Genomic DNA, 19054 nt, shown 5'->3' with positions numbered 1-19054 from the left:
TGCCCTCAGAGATGGTCAGCTGTGAAAGAGTGCATACAGAAGCACCAGATTAATCAGCACCGATAGCAGCGCCACGCTACGCCATACCTTCAGCGGTTCGCGCTCCAGCAAAGGTCTGGGACGAATACTCAACTCCCGTCGGTCAGCCTGCTCTAATGCCAGCAGCCATTCTTCGGCGGTTTCATAGCGTTGCGCCGGCTGCGCGGCCACGGCCCGTTCCAGGCTAAACGCCAGCCACTCCGGCAGGTCAGGACGATAGCGGCTGGCGCTGATGGGCTGACTGAATCTGGGTCGCTGGAAAGCTTCGATTTCGCCGTAGGGATAGTGCCCGGTCAGCAGGTAGTACAAGGTGACGCCAACGCCGTATAAATCTTGCTGGGCGGTAGGACTCTCGCCGTTGAAAGCCTCGGGTGCGATAAAGCTCGGTGTACCCGGCAACGCATGAGCATGGTCCTCCGACAGGCCCGGGCAGTAGGCCAGGCCGAAATCCAGCACGCGCAACTCACCGTCGTCCCCCAGCAACAGGTTCTCCGGCTTGATATCGCGGTGCAGGATCTGCCTGCGGTGCAGCAGGCCCACCGCCCGCAGCAAGCGCTCGGCAATCGATTGCCATTGCGCCAGAGGCAGGGGACCTTGCTGCTGGAACAGGGCCGCAAGGGTTTGCCCGGGATATTCGCGCATGACGTAATACAGATGCTGCCGACTACCAGCGGCATGCACCTGCGGGAACGCGCGCCCGGCCACCCGACGCAGAAACCACTCCTCGGCCAGCAACGCCTGAGCGGCGTCGCTGTCGTCCTCGCGGCTCAAGGGCAGGGTTTTCAGCAGCCACGGTTGCTGTTGGGTATCGCGTACCCGGTAGAGCAAGGATTGTCGGCTTTGCGCCAGTACGGCATCCACCTGCCAGCCTTCAAAGTGGTGGCCGATTTTTAATAGCGGCGGCAGCGGCCATTGCTGCAACTGCACCAGTGCGTCGCCCAGGGTGGCCGCACCGAGTGCATCCACGCGGACCAGCACAGCGCTGGCGTTGTCCTGGCTGCCGCCCAGATGGGCCGCGTTGACCAGCGTGGTCACCGCCAGGTCCAGGTCGGCCTGTTCACGCAGGATCGCCTGGATACTGTGATCGCCCAGCGTTGCCCATACGCCGTCGCTGAGCAGCAGAAAACATTCGCCCTCGCGCAACTGGCCATCGAGAAAATCCACCACCAGGTGCTGGTCCAGGCCCAGCGCACGCTTGAGCACGTGCTGCATGCCTGGCTGTTCCCATACGTGATCTTCGCTGATGCGCTGCAACATGCCATCCAGCCAGCGATAAGCCCGACAGTCGCCGACATGCGCCAGGGTGAAGCGTTGACCGCGAAACACCAGGGCGCTGAGGGTGGTCAGCAGCGGCTGGCCACCGCCGTTAGCCTGCAACCAGCGATTCTGCGCCAGCAGCAGCCGCTCCAGCGACTGGGCCACGCTCCAGGTTTGCGGCGTGGCGTAGTAGTCAATCGCCAGGGCCTGCAGGGTCGAGCGCGCGGCCAATCCGCCATCGGCGCATTGGCTGACGCCGTCGGCCATCGCGCACAGGTAGCCTTTGCTGGCCGCCAGTTCCGCCGCGGGCGTGACCACCCGCAGCGCATCCTGGTTTTCCCTGCGTGGACCGATGGCGCTGGCGTGGGCGACGCTCAGTCGCAGGCTCATCAGACGCGCGCTGCCGTCACGGCTGCAGAACCCCAGGTGGTTCTCCAGCGACGCTTGACCCCATGCAGCCCGAACCACGCCAGAACGGCCAGGCTGGCAAACAGCCACAGAGCCAGTTGATAGCTGCCGGTGCTTTGCTTGATTGCGCCCATGCCGGCTGCCAAAGCGAAGCCACCGATGCCGCCGGCCATGCCGATCAGGCCGGTCATTACGCCGATTTCCCGGCGAAAGCGCTGCGGAACCAACTGGAATACGGCCCCGTTGCCCGCACCGAGACCGAGCATGGTGCAGACGAAAAGCGCCAGCGCCGCGTAGGAACTGGGCAGGTTGAAGCCCACTGCGGCGATGCAGATGGCCGCGACGCTGTACATGCCCAGCAGGGTGCGGATGCCGCCGAACCGGTCGGCAAGGGCGCCGCCCAGCGGACGCATCAGGCTGCCACCGAACACGCACGCGGCGGTGTAATAGCCGGCGGTTACGGGGCTGAGGCGGTATTGGTCGGTGAAGTAGCCGGGCAGGGCGCTGGCCAGGCCGATAAAACCGCCGAACGTCACGCTGTAGAAGAACATGAACCACCAGCTGTCACGGTCGCCCAGGGCCTTGAAATAGTCAGCCATGGATTTGGCTTTCGGGCGTTCAGGGGCATTGCGCGCCAGCCAGGCGAAGACCACGAGCGTCACGATCAGCGGGATTAATGCGAAGCCAAAGACGTTGCTCCAGCCAAACGCTGCGGCGAGAACCGGCGCCAGCAGCGCGGCGAACACCGTGCCCGAGTTACCGGCTCCGGCAATCCCCATGGCCTTGCCCTGGTGCTCGGCGGGGTACCACTGGGACGCCAGGGGCAGTGCCACGGCGAAGGACGCGCCGGCCATGCCAAGAAACAGCCCCAGCACCAGGGCCTGTTCGTAACTGTGTATCCCCAGCTTCCAGGCACCGAACAGCGCGACAATCACGATCACCTGGCCGATCATCCCGGCGGTTTTGGGCGACAGCCTGTCGGCCAGCATCCCCATCAGAAAACGCAGTACCGCGCCGGCCAGGATCGGCGTCGCGACCATCAGGCCGCGCTGCTGGGTGGTCAACTGCAAGTCGGCGGCGATCTGCACCGCCAGCGGTCCCAGCAGATACCAGACCATAAAGCTCAGGTCGAAATACAGGAACGCGGCAAACAGGGTCGGGGTGTGCCCGGATTTCCAGAAGCTTGATTTCATCACGCACCTCAACGGTTGGGAGTGTTGTAAGAAGGCCGGGTGATGGAACAGCCGCAACGGCCGCCCCACCGGCCCCATGCAGGGGGCCAAAACGAAAAAACGCCGCCACCGGGTTCGCGAGGGCAAACCGGATGTGCGACGTCTTTGTCGTGGAGGGGCAACCGCCGTTGGTTACCTGTAATGCTTGATTAGCAAAAGCTGAGCCAGATCAGCCCAACAGCTCGCTCATGGCGATGATCTGCTCCGCCACCTGGATCAGTTTCTGCTGGCGGCTCATGGCCTGGCGGCGCATCAGGGTGTAGGCCTCTTCTTCATTGCAGCCTTTCATTTTCATCAGCATGCCCTTGGCCAGCTCGATGCGCTTGCGCTCGGCCAGTTGCTGGTCGCGTGCCTGCAACTGGGCGCGCAAGGCCTGGTCGCTTTCGAAGCGGGCCATGGCCACGTCGAGGATCGGTTGCAGACGCTGGGCCTGGATGCCCTCGACGATATAGGCGCTGACGCCGGACTTGATGGCCTGGCGCATCACCGTCGGGTCGTGTTCGTCGGTAAACATCACAATGGGGCGCGGTTGATCGCGACTCACCAGCACCACTTGCTCCATCACATCACGCCCCGGCGACTCGGTATCGATCAGGATCACGTCCGGGCGCACTGTTTCGACGCGCGCCGGCAGGTCGATGATCAGGCCCGACTCGTCGATCACCTCGAATCCGGCCTCGATCAGCGCGGTGCGCAGGCGCCCGACCTTGCGCGGGGTGTCGTTGATCAACAGGATTCGCAGCATGGCCTTTCTCCTGTCAGCGCAAGGCTTGGCGGTTGGCGTCGCCGACCAGGGCGTGCAGGCGGAAGCTGCGCGCGTAACCCGCCGGGTCCGAACCGTCCCAGACCTTGCCGTCGATCAACTGGCTGCTGCGCATGTCCCGATCCCCGGCGGTAATGCCCAGTGCCGCGGCTGCCTGGCGATAGAGCGCCAGTTGCTGGACCTGGCGCGCCACGCCCAGGTAGTCCGGGTCTTCGCGCAGCAGCCCCCAGCGGCGAAATTGGGTCATGAACCACATGCCGTCGCAGAGGTAGGGCAGATTGACCCTGCCCTCGGCAAAAAAGCGCAGACCGTGGGGGTCCTGCCAGTGGTTGCCCAGGCCATCGTCGTAGGTCCCCAGCAGACGCGGCTCGATGCACTCGAGGGGCGCATCGAGGTAATCGCCGCCGCTGAGCAGCTGCGCGGTAGAACGTCGGTTTTCGCGATTCTGTTCGATAAAGCGGCTGGCTTCCAGAATGGCCATCACCAAGACGCGCGCTGTATTGGGGTAATGGTCGACGAAGGCTTGGGTGCAGCCCAGTACCTTTTCAGGGTGATCCGGCCAGATCGCCTGGCTGGTGGCCAGCGTGAAGCCTTGATCCTGGGCGACGGCGCTGGCAGCCCAAGGCTCGCCCACGCAAAAGCCATCGATGCGTCCCGCTTGCAGATGCGCAACCATCTGCGGTGGCGGCACTACCACGCTTTCGACGTCCTGTAATGGATGAATGCCCTGGCTCGCCAGCCAGTAGTACAACCACATGGCATGGGTACCGGTGGGAAATGTCTGAGCGAAGGTCAGTTTTGTGCGGCTTTGGTGCACGTGGCGCTCCAGCGCCTCAGGAGTGACCACCCCTTGTTGCTGCAGGCCGCGCGACAGGTTGATGCTCTGGCCGTTCTGGTTCAGGCCCATCAGCACCGCCATGTCGGTGGGCGCCACGCCGCCGATGCCCAGGTGCACGGCGTAGATCAAGCCATACAGGCTATGGGCGGCATCCAATTCGCCGCTGACCAGCTTGTCCCGCAGGTTGGCCCAGGATGACTGGCGCTTGAGGTTAAGGGTCAAGCCGTAGGGTTGCGCAAAACCCTGGGTCGCCGCTACTACCAGCGAGGCGCAATCGCTCAGGGCCATGAACCCTAGGTCGAGGCTGCTCTTTTCCGGAGCGTCGCTGCCGCTGACCCACGCCAGCGCGTCGCTTATCGGGCGGTTGCCCACCGAATCGTTCATCCACACCTACCTTTTCTTTCAAAAAAAAGCGCCGTTCCCTCAGATGGCGATGCCGGCCATTGCGGGTAACGACGCCTTTGTCCGTAAGCCCGCTCCGCCATTGGCGCGCGCTTTGATACTGAGTCCATTAGCAAGGCACATGCCACGGGTGGGAAAGGGACTCGGCCGTCAACTTTTCATCAAGATTGAAAAGAGGTGGCCTCTCAGTATGGCCGCTTCTTTCGCCAGCTCCCGGGAGCCCCTACCGTGCCCGCTGCCTTCCTCCAAACCCCGCTATGCCGCTGGCTGTTGTGTGCCGTCCTGTGGCTGGGCCATGGCATGGCCTGGGGCGAAAGCTACCAGGCACTGGATGAGAGCCTGCATACCGTGTTCACTGCCTTGTCGGTGCCCATGGGCCTGCCGATTGTCGTGAGCCGCGAGGTGGCACGTAAGCGCTTGAGTGGTGTGCTTGATTTGGCAGCGCCGCAGCAGAGCCTGGAGAGGCTGGCGCAGCAGCAGGGCCTGATCTGGTACGGCGACGGGCAGGCGATCCATGTCTATGACGCTACTGAAGCGAAAAGCTCGGCGGTGGCATTGCGGCATCTTTCAATCGACAGGTTCCGCAGCCTCATGCGCCGCTCGGGGCTGGATGAAACGCGCTACCCCTTGCGTGCCAGCGGGGGGCGGACATTTTATGTGTCCGGCCCGCCCAACTACGTGGACCAGGTGCTGCGCCTGGCGCAACTGATGGACCGTCAGCGCGCGGATCTACGCGTGGGTAACCAGGCTTTTGGCGTCGTCCAGGTACTCAATACCCATGTCGCGGACCGTGAATACACGATGGGTGAACGCACGCTCCGGGTAGCGGGGATCGCGTCGACGATCGAGACCCTGCTGGCGGGTGAGCGCAAGGGTGTGCTTGCCGACAAGGCGCTCGTGGTGATCGCCTATGCGGACACCAACAGTCTGCTGATCAAAGGCAACCCTGCGCAGGTACGGTTCATCGAGCAACTGGTGACGGAGCTGGACACGCCCAAGCGAGCCATCGAGGTCTCGCTGTGGCTGGTCGATGTGGGCCGCGACGCATTGAGCACATTACGGCCGGCCTGGGCCGACAACAGCGAGGCCTCGACCAGCGCTGTGATGGAACCCCTGGAGGATAACCGCTTGATGGCACGGCTTGCCGTGCTGGAGCGCCGTCGGAGCGCCAAGGTGGTGGCGCTGCCGGTGATCCTCACGCAGGAAAATGTGCCGGCAGTGTTCAACGACAACCGCACGTTCCATTTGCCGCCCCTCGCCGACGATGCCGCCGGATGGAAGCCGGTGCGTTATGCGACCCAGGTCAGTGTGCTGCCGCGCTTCGCCGAGGCCAATGAGATCGAGATGCTGCTGGAGGTCGAGGACGCTCGACCGATCAACGACCAGCGGCGCGGCAGCAAACCGGACGCGGTTGCGCGGATCGGGGTCAGCAGCGTGGTTCGTGTGCCCCACGGCAAGCGTCTGTGGTTGGCGGCGTTCCCGCGTGACTCGCGTGAGCGAGATCGCGGACGGGCCTCGGCGCCCTCGGGTGAGGTGCGCCTGTTTGTGATTCAGGCGCGCGCCGTCGCAGGCGAGGAAAGAGGGGCGGCCGCCGCAGGTGGGCCGCCGCCATTGACCGCGGCGCAGTATGAGCGCGTGCAACGTGCGTTTGTGCGGCCGGGTCGCGATGTGTTCCCGTGAAATAAGGCGTTCAGTCATGCATCTGGAAATTCTTCTGCAGGAACAGTTGATCAGCCGCAGGCGCCTGGCCGCCTTTGCGCCGGGCAAGGTATTGCCGTTGGCGCCCGCGGTCATTCACTGCGTCGAGGTTCGGGTGAACGGCCAGTTGCTGGCGTTGGGTGAACTGGTGCAGTTGGAAGACCGCCTTGGGGTTGAACTGCACGAGGTGTATCAGGAGTGGGCGCCTGGTGGGTTTCGCTGAAGAAACGCCTTACAGGGCTGTTCCGGAAAACGCTGTATCTATGCGCTTTTTCCTAACGTGAGTTGCCGGACGGGTTTTTATAGTCGCTGTAGAGGCGCAAACGCCAGTCAAGGAATAAGGACTTCAATGTCAGTTGTCGGATGCCGAGGTAGATATGGTCGTCGTGAATGATGAGTTGGCGACGGTTTCCCTGGTCTTTGCGTGTTGGACGCTGCACGCCGATGGGCGCTTGAGCGGAGAGGGCGGTGATGTTCAGTTACCGCCCAAGGAGGGGCATGTCCTGCGGCTGCTGCTGGCTTCCGGTGGTGTGTTGATGACCAAGGATCGCCTGTTGGAGCTGGCCTGGCCCAAGGGCGAAGTGGCCGAGGAATCGCTGACGCGCTGCATCTATTCGTTGCGCAAGCATTTGGGTGTCGATAAAGGGTTTATCAAGACGATCTATGGCCGCGGTTACCGCTTTACGTGTCCGGTGAGGGTCCAGCGCGGCGGTCAGGGGCATAAGGAGCAGGTGTGTTCGGCCTGCGGTCGGGTCAACCATGGGTAGGTGCTGGGCCACGGTATTGTTGTTGGGGCTGTTATTCGGCAGTCGTCAAGCGCAGGCGTATTGCTGGGAAGAGGTCGCCAGCCGTTACGATATCGAGCCGGAGTTGCTGCAGGCCATCGCGGCCGTCGAGTCGGGTTATCAAGCGGGGGCGATCAACCGCGCCAATGGCAACGGCACTTGGGATATCGGCCTGATGCAAATCAACAGCAGCCATTTGCCGCGCCTGCTCGCGCTGGGGATTACCGAGCAGCGGTTGTTGAGCGAGCCGTGCTTGTCGGTAGAGGTTGGGGCGTCGATCCTTGCCGAGTTTATCCAGCGTTTCGGCTACAACTGGACGGCGGTGGGTTCCTATAACGTGGGGCCGGGTGCGGGGCCGGAACGTGATGCGTTGCGCAGGCGCTATGCGGAAAAAATCTGGGCACGGTATGAGGCCCTGGTCATGCAGCGTTGATGTCGTTTGGCGCGGCACGCCTCGCCTGCGCACCGTCACCCCGGCTATAATCGCCGCCACCTTTCGCCGCCATCCGAGTCTAGCCCGCCCATGTATAACCTGGCCCGCCAGCTGTTGTTCAAACTTTCCCCGGAAACTTCCCACGATCTGTCTCTCGACCTGATCGGTGCCGGTGGCCGCCTGGGACTCAATGGCCTGGTCTGCAAGGCTGCGGCGAAAATGCCGGTCTCGGTGATGGGGCTGGACTTTCCCAATCCGGTAGGACTGGCTGCCGGCCTGGACAAGAACGGCGCGGCCATCGATGGCTTCGCCCAGCTCGGCTTCGGCTTTGTCGAGATCGGCACGGTGACGCCGCGACCGCAGCCGGGCAACCCCAAGCCCCGCATCTTCCGCCTGCCGGAAGCCGAGGCGATCATCAATCGCATGGGCTTCAACAACCTGGGCGTCGATCACCTGCTGGCCCGGGTTCAGGCCGCCAGGTACAACGGCATTCTCGGTATCAATATCGGCAAGAATTTCGACACGCCGGTCGAGCGTGCGGTCGATGACTACCTGATCTGCCTGGACAAGGTCTACGCCCACGCCAGCTATGTCACCGTCAATGTCAGCTCGCCGAACACGCCGGGCCTGCGTAGCCTGCAGTTCGGTGACTCCCTCAAGCAATTGCTCGAAGCCCTGCGCCAGCGTCAGGAAGACCTGGCTGTGCGTCACGGCAAGCGGGTGCCGCTGGCGATCAAGATCGCACCGGACATGAGCGACGAAGAAACCGTGCTGGTGGCCCAGGCCCTGATGGATTCCGGAATGGACGCGGTGATCGCCACCAACACCACGCTCAGCCGGGTCGGCGTCGAAGGCCTGGCCCACGGTGATGAGGCCGGTGGCCTGTCGGGCGCGCCGGTGCGGGACAAGAGCACTCATATCGTCAAGGTACTGGCGGCGGAGCTGGCCGGGCGCTTGCCGATCATCGCCGTGGGCGGCATCACCGAAGGCCGGCACGCCGCCGAGAAGATCGCCGCGGGCGCGAGCCTTGTGCAGCTGTACTCCGGCTTTATCTACAAAGGCCCGGCCTTGATTCGCGAGTCCGTGGATGCGATCGCCGCGCTGCCGAAGAAGGCCTGAGAGCCGCCCATAAAAAAGGGCTCCTTCAAGGAGCCCCCTGGGCCGAAGCCCGCCGCCCGGATGGGGCGTGCATGGTAAGTCGTTACTGCTTCAAAGGTGATGTGTCGGAATTAAGTGCCCTGATTAGCCGACGGCGTGAAGTTCGTTGAGTCTGTGGATTCCCGCAGTGCCAGTCATACCGTCCCAGTTGTCGCCGCGTCCTTCTCGCCAGCCGTTGATCCAGGCTTGGCGTACCGACGGTAGAGTAAATGGGCAAAGCTCACGGGATTTGCCATGAACGCCATATTGATATCCGCGTAAAAACGCTCTTTCCAACGGATCACGCTTAAGTCTTCTCATAGGGTGTTTCCCTCACTTGTTGACTGTCTTGATATCCTTCGGCCTCGTCTGAGGCCGGGCAGAGTTTTTCTGCCGTTGGTGGGCTCGCTGCCGGCGTGGCGAGCCGATGTGTCGGCGTCGTTACGGCGCCAACCTGTGTTGAGTTCTAACCAATAGGTCACATGGATTCAATGATCGTTTTGTCATAAGCACGTAACGATAACGATGCTATAGCCATAAGCTGGGATGGCTTTACGCCCCATTTGTCTGGCAAAGCCAGCTATGATGCACCCCGCATAGAGGAAAGGTTTAATCCTTAAGTAAGAATGACCGTCTGTTGCAGTCGGTTATTATTCGACGAAGGGTCGGAATATTTCTTTTTGTTGCTGCACATCTTTATCTGCCCCGTCGATAAAGGCCCAAGGCCTGGCAGACGGGGTGGGACGGCACATTCGTGCCACGCGAGCACTCTTCAAGAAACGTGCTTGATTGAAAACCGAGCCGGCGATGCGTCGCCCGTTCATTTATTGCTGAAAAGCCTGGAATGCCCCATGTCGGACCGTTTTGAACTCTTCCTCACTTGCCCCAAGGGCCTCGAAGGCCTGCTGATCGAGGAAGCCGTCGGGCTTGGCCTTGAGGAAGCCCGCGAGCACACCTCGGCCGTGCGCGGCATGGCCGACATGGAAACCGCCTACCGCCTATGCCTCTGGTCGCGCCTGGCCAACCGCGTGCTGCTGGTGCTCAAGCGCTTCCCCATGAAGGATGCCGAAGACCTGTACCACGGCGTGCTGGATATCGAGTGGGCCGATCACATGGTTTCCGATGGCACCCTCGCGGTGGAATTCAGCGGTCACGGCTCGGGCATCGACAACACCCATTTCGGCGCGCTGAAGGTCAAGGATGCGATTGTCGATAAACTGCGCACCCCAACCGGCGAACGCCCGTCCATCGACAAGATCAACCCGGACCTGCGCATCCATCTGCGCCTGGACCGTGGCGAAGCGATCCTGTCCCTCGACCTCTCCGGCCACAGCCTGCACCAGCGCGGTTATCGCCTGCAGCAGGGCGCGGCGCCGCTGAAGGAAAACCTGGCCGCCGCCATCCTGATCCGGGCCGGCTGGCCACGCATCGCTGCCGAAGGCGGCGCGCTGACCGACCCGATGTGCGGCGTGGGGACCTTCCTGGTGGAAGGCGCGATGATTGCCGCCGACATGGCGCCCAACCTCAACCGTGAACTGTGGGGCTTTACCACCTGGCTCGGCCACGTTCCGGCGTTGTGGAAAAAACTGCACGCCGAGGCCACCGAGCGCGCCGCGATCGGCATGAACAAAACGCCGCTGTGGATACGAGGCTACGAAGCCGACCCGCGGCTGATCCAGCCCGCGCGCAACAATATCGAGCGCGCCGGCCTGAGCCACTGGATCAAGGTGTACCAGGGCGAAGTCGGCACCTTCGAACCGCGCCCGGACCAGAACCAGAAAGGCCTGGTGATCTGCAACCCGCCCTATGGCGAGCGCCTGGGTGACGAAGCCAGCCTGTTGTACCTCTACCAGAACCTCGGCGAACGCCTGCGCCAGGCGTGCATGGGTTGGGAGGCGGCGGTGTTCACCGGCGCACCGGACCTGGGCAAGCGCATGGGTATCCGCAGCCACAAACAGTACTCATTCTGGAACGGCGCCTTGCCGTGCAAGTTGCTGCTGATCAAGGTCAACCCCGACCAGTTCGTCACCGGCGAGCGCCGCACCCCGGAGCAGCGCCAGGCCGAACGCGAGCAAGCCGCGTACGACCAGGCGCCGACCGAACCGCAAGAACGCCAGTACAACAAGAACGGCAACCCGATCAAGCCGGCCCCGGCCCCCGTGGTCGAACAGGCGCGCTTGAGCGAAGGCGGGCAGATGTTCGCCAATCGCCTGCAAAAGAACCTTAAGTTGCTGGGCAAGTGGGCCAAGCGCGAAGGCGTGGATTGCTACCGTGTGTACGACGCCGACATGCCGGAATACTCCATGGCCATCGACCTGTACCACGATTGGGTGCACGTGCAGGAGTACGCCGCGCCGAAGTCCATCGACCCGGAAAAAGCCTCCGCGCGCATGTTCGATGCCCTGGCGGCCATTCCCCAGGCGCTGAACATCGATAAGAGCCGGGTGGTGGTCAAGCGTCGCGAGCGTCAGAGCGGCACTAAGCAGTACGAGCGCCAGAGCGCCCAGGGCAAGTTCACCGAGGTCAGCGAAGGTGGCGTAAAGCTGCTGGTCAACCTCACCGATTACCTGGACACCGGCCTGTTTCTCGACCACCGCCCGATGCGCATGCGGATTCAGAAGGAAGCGGCCGGCAAGCGCTTCCTCAACCTGTATTGCTACACCGCCACCGCCAGTGTGCACGCCGCCAAGGGCGGTGCGCGCAGCACCACCAGTGTCGACCTGTCCAAGACTTATCTGGACTGGGCGCGCCGCAATTTCTCCCTCAACGGTTTCTCCGACAAGAACCGCCTGGAGCAGGGCGATGTGATGGCGTGGCTGGAAGCCAGTCGCGATGAATTCGACCTGATCTTCATCGACCCGCCGACCTTCTCCAACTCCAAGCGCATGGAAGGCATCTTCGACGTGCAGCGCGACCACGTGCAGTTGCTGGACCTGGCCATGGCCCGTCTGGCGCCGGGCGGCGTGTTGTACTTCTCCAACAACTTCCGCAAGTTCCAGCTGGAAGACAACCTCAGCGAACGCTACGCGGTCGAGGAAATCAGCGACAAGACCATCGACCCGGATTTTGCGCGCAACGCCAAGATCCACCGGGCCTGGAAAATCACCGCCCGCTGACGGTTGCACAAAAAAGCCGCAAGCCAGGATATTCCGGGCTTGCGGCTTTTTTGCGCTGGTCAAACCATGGGCCGATAGCTATAACTTAAGGCCTAGCCAAAGTGACACCCCCCGCACGCTGGCGTTGTGAGTGTTGCCTATGCCGTTGCAAGCCGTTCGCCCGAAAATCCTAGGCTTTATCAGTGAGCAGGCGTCGGCTTGGCTGGTGGCATTGGTGGTGCTGTTGGCCGGTTGCACCTTGACGGGTATCGTCGCCTGGGCCACTCACGACCTGTATCAGCAGCAGGTGCGCCAACGCTTTCAATTGCTGGTCAACGAACGCTATACCCGCCTGCAGGAGCGCTTCGAGGATCAGGAACAGCGCCTTAACAGCCTGCGGCGTTTCTTTCTCAATTCACAGCAAGTGTCCCGCGAAGAATTCGACGGGTTCACCCAGCCCTTGCTGCTGCGCGCCCGCGCTTACGCCTGGGCGCCGCGGGTGTTTCGCGAGCAGCGCAGCGAGTTCGAACGCCAGGTATCCCGCGATCGCGGTGTGGACTTTGTTATCCGTGAATTGAACACGGCGGGCGAGTTGGTCCCGGCGCCGCAACGCGATGAATACGTGCCGGTGCTCTACAGCCAGACCCAGAGCCTGTTGGGTTCACCGCTGGGTTTTGATCTGCTCGCCCAGCCGCTGCGGCGCGCGACCCTTGAGCGCGCGCAAAAAAGTGGCAGGCTGGCGGTGTCGCAGCCCATACAACTGGTGGGGGTGGAGCCGGCGTATGCCGCCGGGGTTTTGCTGGTAGCGCCGGTAAGCAACCAGGCGGGCAACGACCCACCCTACGGCTATGTGATGGCGGTGATCAGCATGCGCCAGTTGGTGGCCGACGGCTTGCCCAAGTCGCCACGCGACAACCTCGTCATGCAGATTGTGGATACATCCGATGTGCAACAACGCGTCCTGTATGAATCGAACAATGTCGTGGCCGACAGCCCTCTCGTCGGGGCTCGTCGTCTGACCCTGGGCGATCATGTCTATGCCCTGACCCTGCGCCCGAGCAAAGTGTTCGAACTGGCCAACCATTCCTCGTTGAGCGCCATCCTGATCATGGGCGGCTTGCTCAGCCTGTTGCTCAGCGCCTTGCTCTACGTGCTCGTGAGCCAACGCCAGCGTGCCTTGAAGCTGGTGGAGCAGCGCACTGTGCAGTTGCGTCTGCGCGAGCAGGAGCTGCGCGGCGCACACGGCCAATTGCGCAGTGTGCTGAACGCGGCCACCCAGGTCGCGATCATTGCCACCGACCTGCGCGGTGTCATCAATACCTTCAACGCCGGCGCTGAAAAGATGCTCGGTTTTGCCGCCGATCAGGTGGTGGGCAAGCTGACCCTGGAGAGCCTGCACCTGGCGACGGAGCTGGAAATGCGTTCCGCCAAGTTGGGCGTGGCCTTGGGCAAGCGCATCCCCGCGAGCCAGGCCATGCTGGTCGAAAGCCCCGACAGCCTGCACGAAGCCCGCGAGTGGACTCTGATCCGCGAGGACGGCAGCCCGTTGAACGTGAATATGCTCGGCACTGTGCTGCTCGATGACCATGGCTTGTGGGTGGGGCACCTGGCGATCTACCTGGACGTTACCGAACAGAAGCGCGCCTACGAAGCGCTGGCTGCACGGGATCGCCTGCTGAAAAAACTCAGTGCCCATGTGCCCGGCGGCATCTTCCAGTTCACCCTGGAGCCTCAGGACAATTGGCGCTTCATCTATGCCAGCGACGGGATGCGCGATATCTACGAAATCGAAACCGGGTTGTTGCAGCAGGATGCCAAGCGCGTATTCGAGCGCATCCATCCGCTGGACGTGGAGCGGGTGCGCGCCTCGGTGCGCTTGTCGGCCCTGCAGTTGAGCCATTGGCGCGAGGAGTACCGGGTGTTGCTGCCTCAACGCGGCCTGCGCTGGATTCGCGGCGAGGCCACCCCGGAAGAGTTACCTGGCGGCGGTACGCTGTGGCACGGGTATGTGTCGGATATTTCCGATCTCAAACGAGTGGAGGAGGAGTTGCGGGCCTTGTCCATCACCGACTCGCTGACCGGTATTCACAACCGGCGCTACTTCCAGGATCGCTTGCGCGCCGAAATCGCCAGGCTCAATCGAACCCACGGGGCACTGTCGGTGATCATGCTGGATATCGATCACTTCAAACGCATCAACGATAAGCACGGCCATGCGGTGGGTGACGCAGTGCTGCAGGAGTTATGCGCGCGCATCAGCCAGCGTCTACGCCGCACCGACGTGTTCTGCCGTCTGGGCGGGGAGGAGTTCATGGTGCTGTGCCCTACCACCGATGCCGAACAGGCCTACACCCTGGCAACGGATTTGTGGCAGTCGTTGCGCACCGCGCCGATGGATCCGGTGGGCGTTGTCACCGCCAGCTTTGGTGTGGCCAGCTGGCGGGGCGATGAAGGCGTCGATGGGCTGCTGCTGCGCGCCGACTCGGCGGTGTATGTGGCCAAGCAGGCGGGCAGGGACCGGGTTGAGGCCGAGAGGGCGCGGGCTTGAAGGCATGTGGCAGAGGTGTCTACACCTGTCTTAATGGTTCACCGCAACAAGCCCCCCTCAGGCCAACGCTGTTTTAGAGCACCGGCGCCGCCGCCGTCAGTTTTGGCTGGCGGTACAGGTCCAGCAGGACCTGGTCGAGTACCGACGAAGCGCCCCATGGCTTGGGATCGTTGAGGATCGCCACTACCACCCAGGTGTTGCCGTTGTTGTCACGGCTGAACCCGGCGATGGCGCGCACGGTGTTCAACGTGCCCGTCTTGACGTGCGCCTCGCCGCGCATGGCGGTCGTCTTCAAGCGCTTGCGCATGGTGCCATCGGTGCCGGCGATAGGCATCGAGCTGATGTATTCCGCCGCATACGGGCTCTTCCAGGCTGCCTGCAGCATGGCTGCCATTTCACGGGCGCTGACCCGTTCGGCGCGCGACAGGCCGGAGCCGTTCTCCATCACCAGGTGCGGCGCGGTGATGCCTTTTTTCGCCAGCCACTGGCGCACCACGCGCTGCGCGGCCTTGGCATCGTCGCCGTCGGCATCATTGCGGAACTGCGCGCCCAGGCTCAGGAACAACTGCTGGGCCATGGTGTTGTTACTGTATTTGTTGATGTCGCGGATGATTTCCGCCAGGTCCGGCGAGAACGCGCGGGCCAGCACCTTGGCATCCTTGGGCACCGGCGCCTGGATATCGCGGCCCTGGATGCTGCCGCCCAGCTCCTTCCAGATTGCCCGCACTGCGCCGGCGGTATAGGTGGCGTGGTCGAGCAGCGACAGGTACGTCTGTGAACTGCAGCCGTCGGCCAGTTGGCCACTGACGGTCACGGTCACGCTGCCATCGGCGGCGGTCACCGGGTTGTAGCGCACATCCCCGGTGCATTGCTTGGCGTTGGAAACCTTGACCTGATTGTCGATACGAATGCTCGCAATCGGCGGCTCCACCGAAACCAGCACCCGGCCGCCATCATTGCGTGTCACGAAACGCAAGGCCTTGAGGTTGACCAGCAAGGCATCGGGCTTGACCAGGAATGGCTTGTTTTCGTCGTTGCCATCGTCGTTGAACTCCGGCAATTGCGGCGGAATAAAGAAGCCGCGGTCCAGCACCAGGTCGCCGGTAACCTGCTGCACACCGTTGGCGCGCAGATCGCGCATCAGCAACCAGAGTTTTTCCATGTTCAGCTTGGGATCACCCCCGCCCTTGAGGTACAGGTTGCCATGCAATACGCCACCGCTGAGGGTGCCGTCGGTGTAGAACTCGGTTTTCCACTGATGGTTGGGGCCGAGCATTTCCAGGGCCGCGTAGGTGGTGACCAGCTTCATGGTGGAGGCCGGGTTCACCGACACGTCGGCGTTGAACACGGTCGGCGTGCCCGGACCGTTGAGCGGCAGCATAACCAGGGATAACGCAGTATTTTGCAGTTTGGCTTTTTGCAGGGCCTGCGCGACGTTGGGCGGCAGGGTGGTATTGATCGGGGCGGCGGTGACGGAAAAGGCCAGTGGCAAAAGAAAACCGGCCAGTAACAGGGGACGCAAAGATTTGATCATAAAGAGTAAAACCCTACTGCTGAGGGAGGGTGAAAAAGGCGAGGGGACAATAAGAAAAATCCCTCAATGGTCATGAAAGTGTCGGCATTATGCCCCAAGGCGGGCGTATTTGTAGCTGAACGATAGCTGGAAATCGGCGTTTTTTTTCCAGCAGAATGCCGCCTGTCCCAGAGAATCGGGCAATCGTCGCCTTAAACTGCTAAAGTGCCGGCCGTTATTACTTAAGAGGACTGTTCCAATGGCGACTAACCGTTCCCAGCGTCTGCGCAAAAAACTGTGCGTTGATGAATTTCAAGAGCTGGGTTTCGAACTGAACCTGGACTTCAAAGAAGGCCTGAGTGAAGAAGCTATCGACGCTTTCCTCGAAGCATTCATCAAAGAAGCCATGGAAGCCAACGGTCTGGGCTACGTCGGCGGCGATGACTACGGTCTGGTTTGCCTGCAGAAGCGTGGCTCGGTTTCCGAAGAGCAGCGCGCTGCAGTTGAAGCCTGGCTGAAAACCCGTTCCGAGCTGACCAAGGCTGAAGTCAGCCCGCTGCTGGACGTGTGGTATCCGGAAAAGCCGATCAATTCCAAGAATTGAAGCGGTAAGTTACAAGCTTCAAGCCGCAAGCTCATGTGGCTTGAAGCTTGAAGCTTGAAGCTTGAAGCTTGAAGCTTGAAGCTTGCAGCTAACCCCTACCTCCGCCCATTCAGAATCAGCAGCGTCAACACCCCCGCCACAATCCCCCAGAACGCCGAGCCGATGGAAAACAGCGTCAAGCCTGACGCGGTGACCATGAAGGTGATCAGCGCCGCTTCCCTCTCCCTGGGTTCATTCATCGCAATGCTCAAGCCGTTGATGATCGAGCCGAACAACGCCAACGCCGCAATCGACAGCACCAGTTCCTTGGGCAACGCTGCGAACAACGCCGCCAATGTCGCGCCGAACACACCGGCGATGCCGTAGAACACGCCGCACCAGACCGCCGCCGTGTAACGTTTGTTACGGTCTTCGTGAGCGTGAGGCCCGGTGCAGATGGCCGCGCTGATCGCCGCCAGGTTGATGCCGTGGGAGCCGAACGGCGACAGCACCAACGAGGCCAGGCCGGTGGCGGTGATCAGCGGCGAGGCCGGCACGTTGTAGCCATCGGCGCGTAACACCGCCACGCCCGGCATGTTCTGCGAGGTCATCGCCACCACAAACAGCGGAATGCCGATGCTGATGGTGGCCGCCAGCGAGAAGTGCGGCGTGGTCCACACCGGCGTGGCGACTTCCAACTCAAACCCGCTGAAGTCCAGCAGCCCCATCGCCCCCGACAGCAGGGTGCCGATGATCAGCGCGGCGAGCACGGCATAGCGCGGCGACAGGCGTTTGATGATCAGGTAGGTGAAGAACATCCCCAGCACCAGGCCGGTGCGATGCTGGGCGGCGACGAAAATCTCGCTGCCGATCTTGAACAGAATGCCGGCCAGCAACGCCGCCGCCAACGACGCTGGAATACGCTTGACCAGTTTTTCAAAGCTGCCGGTCAAGCCGCACAGCGTCACCAGCACCGCACAGGTGATGTAAGCGCCAATGGCTTCACCGTAGCTCACACCGCCCAGACTGGTGATCAACAGCGCCGCGCCGGGAGTGGACCAGGCGATGGTGATCGGCGTGCGGTAACGCAGGGACAGGCCGATGCTGCACACCGCCATGCCGATGGAAATCGCCCAAATCCATGAAGAGATCTGCGCCGTGGTCAAGCCGGCGGCCTGCCCGGCCTGGAACATCAGTACCAGGGAACTGGTGTAGCCGGTCATCATGGCGATAAAGCCGGCGACAACGGCCGATGGGGATGTGTCCGCCAGTGGGCGCAGGCGCGCTTGGGTGGCTTCGGTCATGGAAAGGTGTTCCTTTTACCTGGGTTTGGCCGGTGGAGGTGCGGATTCAAGCCTAAACTCAAACGCTGATACCCATTGCAATACAGCCGGCGGCGCAAACAGCCGTACAGTGTGTTGGCTCATTGGGTTGTGTACAATGTGCCCTGTTTTTAGCGGATACTTGCCAGCGACCCGCTGTTGCCGTATTACCGATAATTCGCCGCCGTTCTCCAAACCCGAGTGCCCATGAACGAACAGTTGCAACCTCTCAAGAAACAACCGCGTGCCGGCAAGGCCGGTCGCAGCGGAACCCAGGACGATATCGTCTACGCGCATATTTTCGAGGCCATCCTTGAACAACGCCTGGCACCCGGCACTAAATTGAGCGAAGAGGCACTGGGCGAAATCTTTGGCGTAAGCCGCACCATCATTCGTCGCGCCCTGTCGCGACTGGCCCATGAAGGCGTGGTGTTGCTGCGACCCAATCGCGGCGCGGTGGTGGCCAGCCCGAGCGTGGAAGAAGCGCGCCAAGTGTTCCTGGCCCGGCGGCTGGTGGAGCGAGCGATTACCGAATTGGCGGTGCAGCATGCTACCGCCGAGCAACTGGCCGAGTTGCGCCAGATGGTCAACGACGAGCGCGACAGCTTTTCCCGTGGCGATCGCGGTGCCGGTATCCGCCTCTCCGGCGAATTCCACCTCAAGCTGGCCGAAGCGGCGAAGAACGCACCGCTGATCAGCTTCCAGCGCAGCCTGGTGTCCCAGACCTCGCTGATTATCGCCCAGTACGAAAGCGGTAACCGTTCCCACTGTTCCTACGATGAACACACGCAGTTGATCGATGCGATCGAAGCCCGCGACGCGGTATTGGCGGTGAACCTGATGATGCATCACATGGATCACATCGACAGCAAGCTCAACCTCGACGAAGAGAGCGCGTCGGATGATCTGCATGCGGTGTTCTCGCATCTGTTGCAGACCAAAAAGCCTGGGCGTTCCTCGATAAAGCTGTAATTTTCCTGATGTGCCAGGGACAAAATGTG

Annotated in this window: 16 protein-coding genes; 9 read left to right on the top strand and 7 right to left on the bottom strand. The window is 62.1% G+C overall.

Translation table 11 applies throughout. The features are described from left to right. Positions 1-15 precede the first annotated feature (15 nt). The 4 genes from QRN10_RS06030 to QRN10_RS06015 all read right to left on the bottom strand — a co-directional run bounded on the left by QRN10_RS06030 (position 16) and on the right by QRN10_RS06015 (position 4921). Positions 16-1686, bottom strand: coding sequence for a bifunctional protein-serine/threonine kinase/phosphatase (locus QRN10_RS06030; protein ID WP_285428005.1), 1671 nt, complete (start codon positions 1684-1686; stop codon positions 16-18). Next, positions 1686-2897: a nitrate/nitrite transporter gene (locus QRN10_RS06025; protein WP_253508916.1), complete on the bottom strand. Its 1212-nt coding sequence runs from the start codon at positions 2895-2897 to the stop codon at positions 1686-1688. The genes QRN10_RS06030 and QRN10_RS06025 overlap by 1 nt, the downstream gene beginning before the upstream one ends. 208 nt (positions 2898-3105) lie before the next feature. Then, complete coding sequence (locus QRN10_RS06020) at positions 3106-3681, bottom strand: ANTAR domain-containing response regulator (RefSeq protein WP_181076139.1); 576 nt, start codon at positions 3679-3681, stop codon at positions 3106-3108. Between the two features lie 13 nt (positions 3682-3694). Continuing rightward, a complete protein-coding gene (locus QRN10_RS06015) occupies positions 3695-4921 on the bottom strand; it encodes a CmpA/NrtA family ABC transporter substrate-binding protein (protein ID WP_285428004.1) in 1227 nt (408 codons plus the stop codon). Positions 4922-5167: 246 nt separating this feature from the next. On the opposite strand from QRN10_RS06015, the gene sctC reads away from it, so the two are divergent. From sctC to QRN10_RS05990, 5 genes are all read left to right on the top strand, one after another. Next, positions 5168-6619, top strand: coding sequence for a type III secretion system outer membrane ring subunit SctC (gene sctC, locus QRN10_RS06010; RefSeq protein ID WP_431196892.1), 1452 nt, complete (start codon positions 5168-5170; stop codon positions 6617-6619). Next, the gene (locus QRN10_RS06005) at positions 6606-6860 is read left to right on the top strand and encodes a FliM/FliN family flagellar motor switch protein (RefSeq protein ID WP_266246334.1); all 255 of its coding nucleotides are present in this window, start codon (positions 6606-6608) and stop codon (positions 6858-6860) included. Before sctC ends, QRN10_RS06005 begins: the two co-directional genes overlap by 14 nt. 154 nt (positions 6861-7014) lie before the next feature. Beyond that, positions 7015-7404: a winged helix-turn-helix domain-containing protein gene (locus tag QRN10_RS06000; protein ID WP_253508910.1), complete on the top strand. Its 390-nt coding sequence runs from the start codon at positions 7015-7017 to the stop codon at positions 7402-7404. Continuing rightward, entirely contained in the window at positions 7397-7855 is a 459-nt protein-coding gene (locus QRN10_RS05995; RefSeq protein ID WP_181076131.1) for a transglycosylase SLT domain-containing protein, read from the top strand. The genes QRN10_RS06000 and QRN10_RS05995 overlap by 8 nt, the downstream gene beginning before the upstream one ends. 90 nt (positions 7856-7945) lie before the next feature. Beyond that, on the top strand, positions 7946-8974 hold the full coding sequence (locus QRN10_RS05990) for a quinone-dependent dihydroorotate dehydrogenase (protein ID WP_253508908.1): 1029 nt from the start codon (positions 7946-7948) through the stop codon (positions 8972-8974). A 123-nt stretch (positions 8975-9097) separates the two neighbouring features. Here QRN10_RS05990 and rmf read toward each other — a convergent pair whose 3' ends face one another. Then, positions 9098-9313, bottom strand: a complete 216-nt coding sequence (gene rmf / locus QRN10_RS05985) for a ribosome modulation factor (RefSeq protein ID WP_002553055.1) — start codon at positions 9311-9313, stop codon at positions 9098-9100. Between the two features lie 530 nt (positions 9314-9843). Between rmf and rlmKL the strand changes: the two genes are divergently transcribed. Together rlmKL and QRN10_RS05975 are read left to right on the top strand one after the other, a co-directional pair. After that, a complete protein-coding gene (gene rlmKL / locus QRN10_RS05980) occupies positions 9844-12108 on the top strand; it encodes a bifunctional 23S rRNA (guanine(2069)-N(7))-methyltransferase RlmK/23S rRNA (guanine(2445)-N(2))-methyltransferase RlmL (protein WP_181076127.1) in 2265 nt (754 codons plus the stop codon). A gap of 139 nt (positions 12109-12247) precedes the next feature. Further along, positions 12248-14635: a sensor domain-containing diguanylate cyclase gene (locus QRN10_RS05975; protein WP_285428003.1), complete on the top strand. Its 2388-nt coding sequence runs from the start codon at positions 12248-12250 to the stop codon at positions 14633-14635. Between the two features lie 73 nt (positions 14636-14708). Here QRN10_RS05975 and dacB read toward each other — a convergent pair whose 3' ends face one another. Further along, the gene (dacB, locus tag QRN10_RS05970; RefSeq protein WP_253508902.1) at positions 14709-16169 is read right to left on the bottom strand and encodes a D-alanyl-D-alanine carboxypeptidase/D-alanyl-D-alanine endopeptidase; all 1461 of its coding nucleotides are present in this window, start codon (positions 16167-16169) and stop codon (positions 14709-14711) included. 238 nt (positions 16170-16407) lie between these two features. Here dacB and QRN10_RS05965 point away from each other — a divergent pair, with 238 nt between their 5' ends. Continuing rightward, positions 16408-16752, top strand: a complete 345-nt coding sequence (locus QRN10_RS05965) for a YggL family protein (RefSeq protein ID WP_090400317.1) — start codon at positions 16408-16410, stop codon at positions 16750-16752. 95 nt (positions 16753-16847) lie between these two features. Here QRN10_RS05965 and QRN10_RS05960 read toward each other — a convergent pair whose 3' ends face one another. After that, on the bottom strand, positions 16848-18035 hold the full coding sequence (locus QRN10_RS05960) for a benzoate/H(+) symporter BenE family transporter (RefSeq protein WP_253508900.1): 1188 nt from the start codon (positions 18033-18035) through the stop codon (positions 16848-16850). A gap of 225 nt (positions 18036-18260) precedes the next feature. Between QRN10_RS05960 and QRN10_RS05955 the strand changes: the two genes are divergently transcribed. Beyond that, positions 18261-19025 carry a GntR family transcriptional regulator gene (locus tag QRN10_RS05955; RefSeq protein ID WP_016979279.1) on the top strand — a complete coding sequence of 255 codons (765 nt, stop codon included), beginning with the start codon at positions 18261-18263 and terminating at the stop codon, positions 19023-19025. The last annotated feature ends 29 nt before the right edge of the window (positions 19026-19054 follow it).

The sequence above is a fragment of the Pseudomonas sp. lyk4-R2A-8 genome, assembly GCF_030209095.1.
Lineage (GTDB): Bacteria > Pseudomonadota > Gammaproteobacteria > Pseudomonadales > Pseudomonadaceae > Aquipseudomonas > Aquipseudomonas quebecensis.
This window is presented reverse-complemented; position numbering and strand designations above follow the sequence as displayed.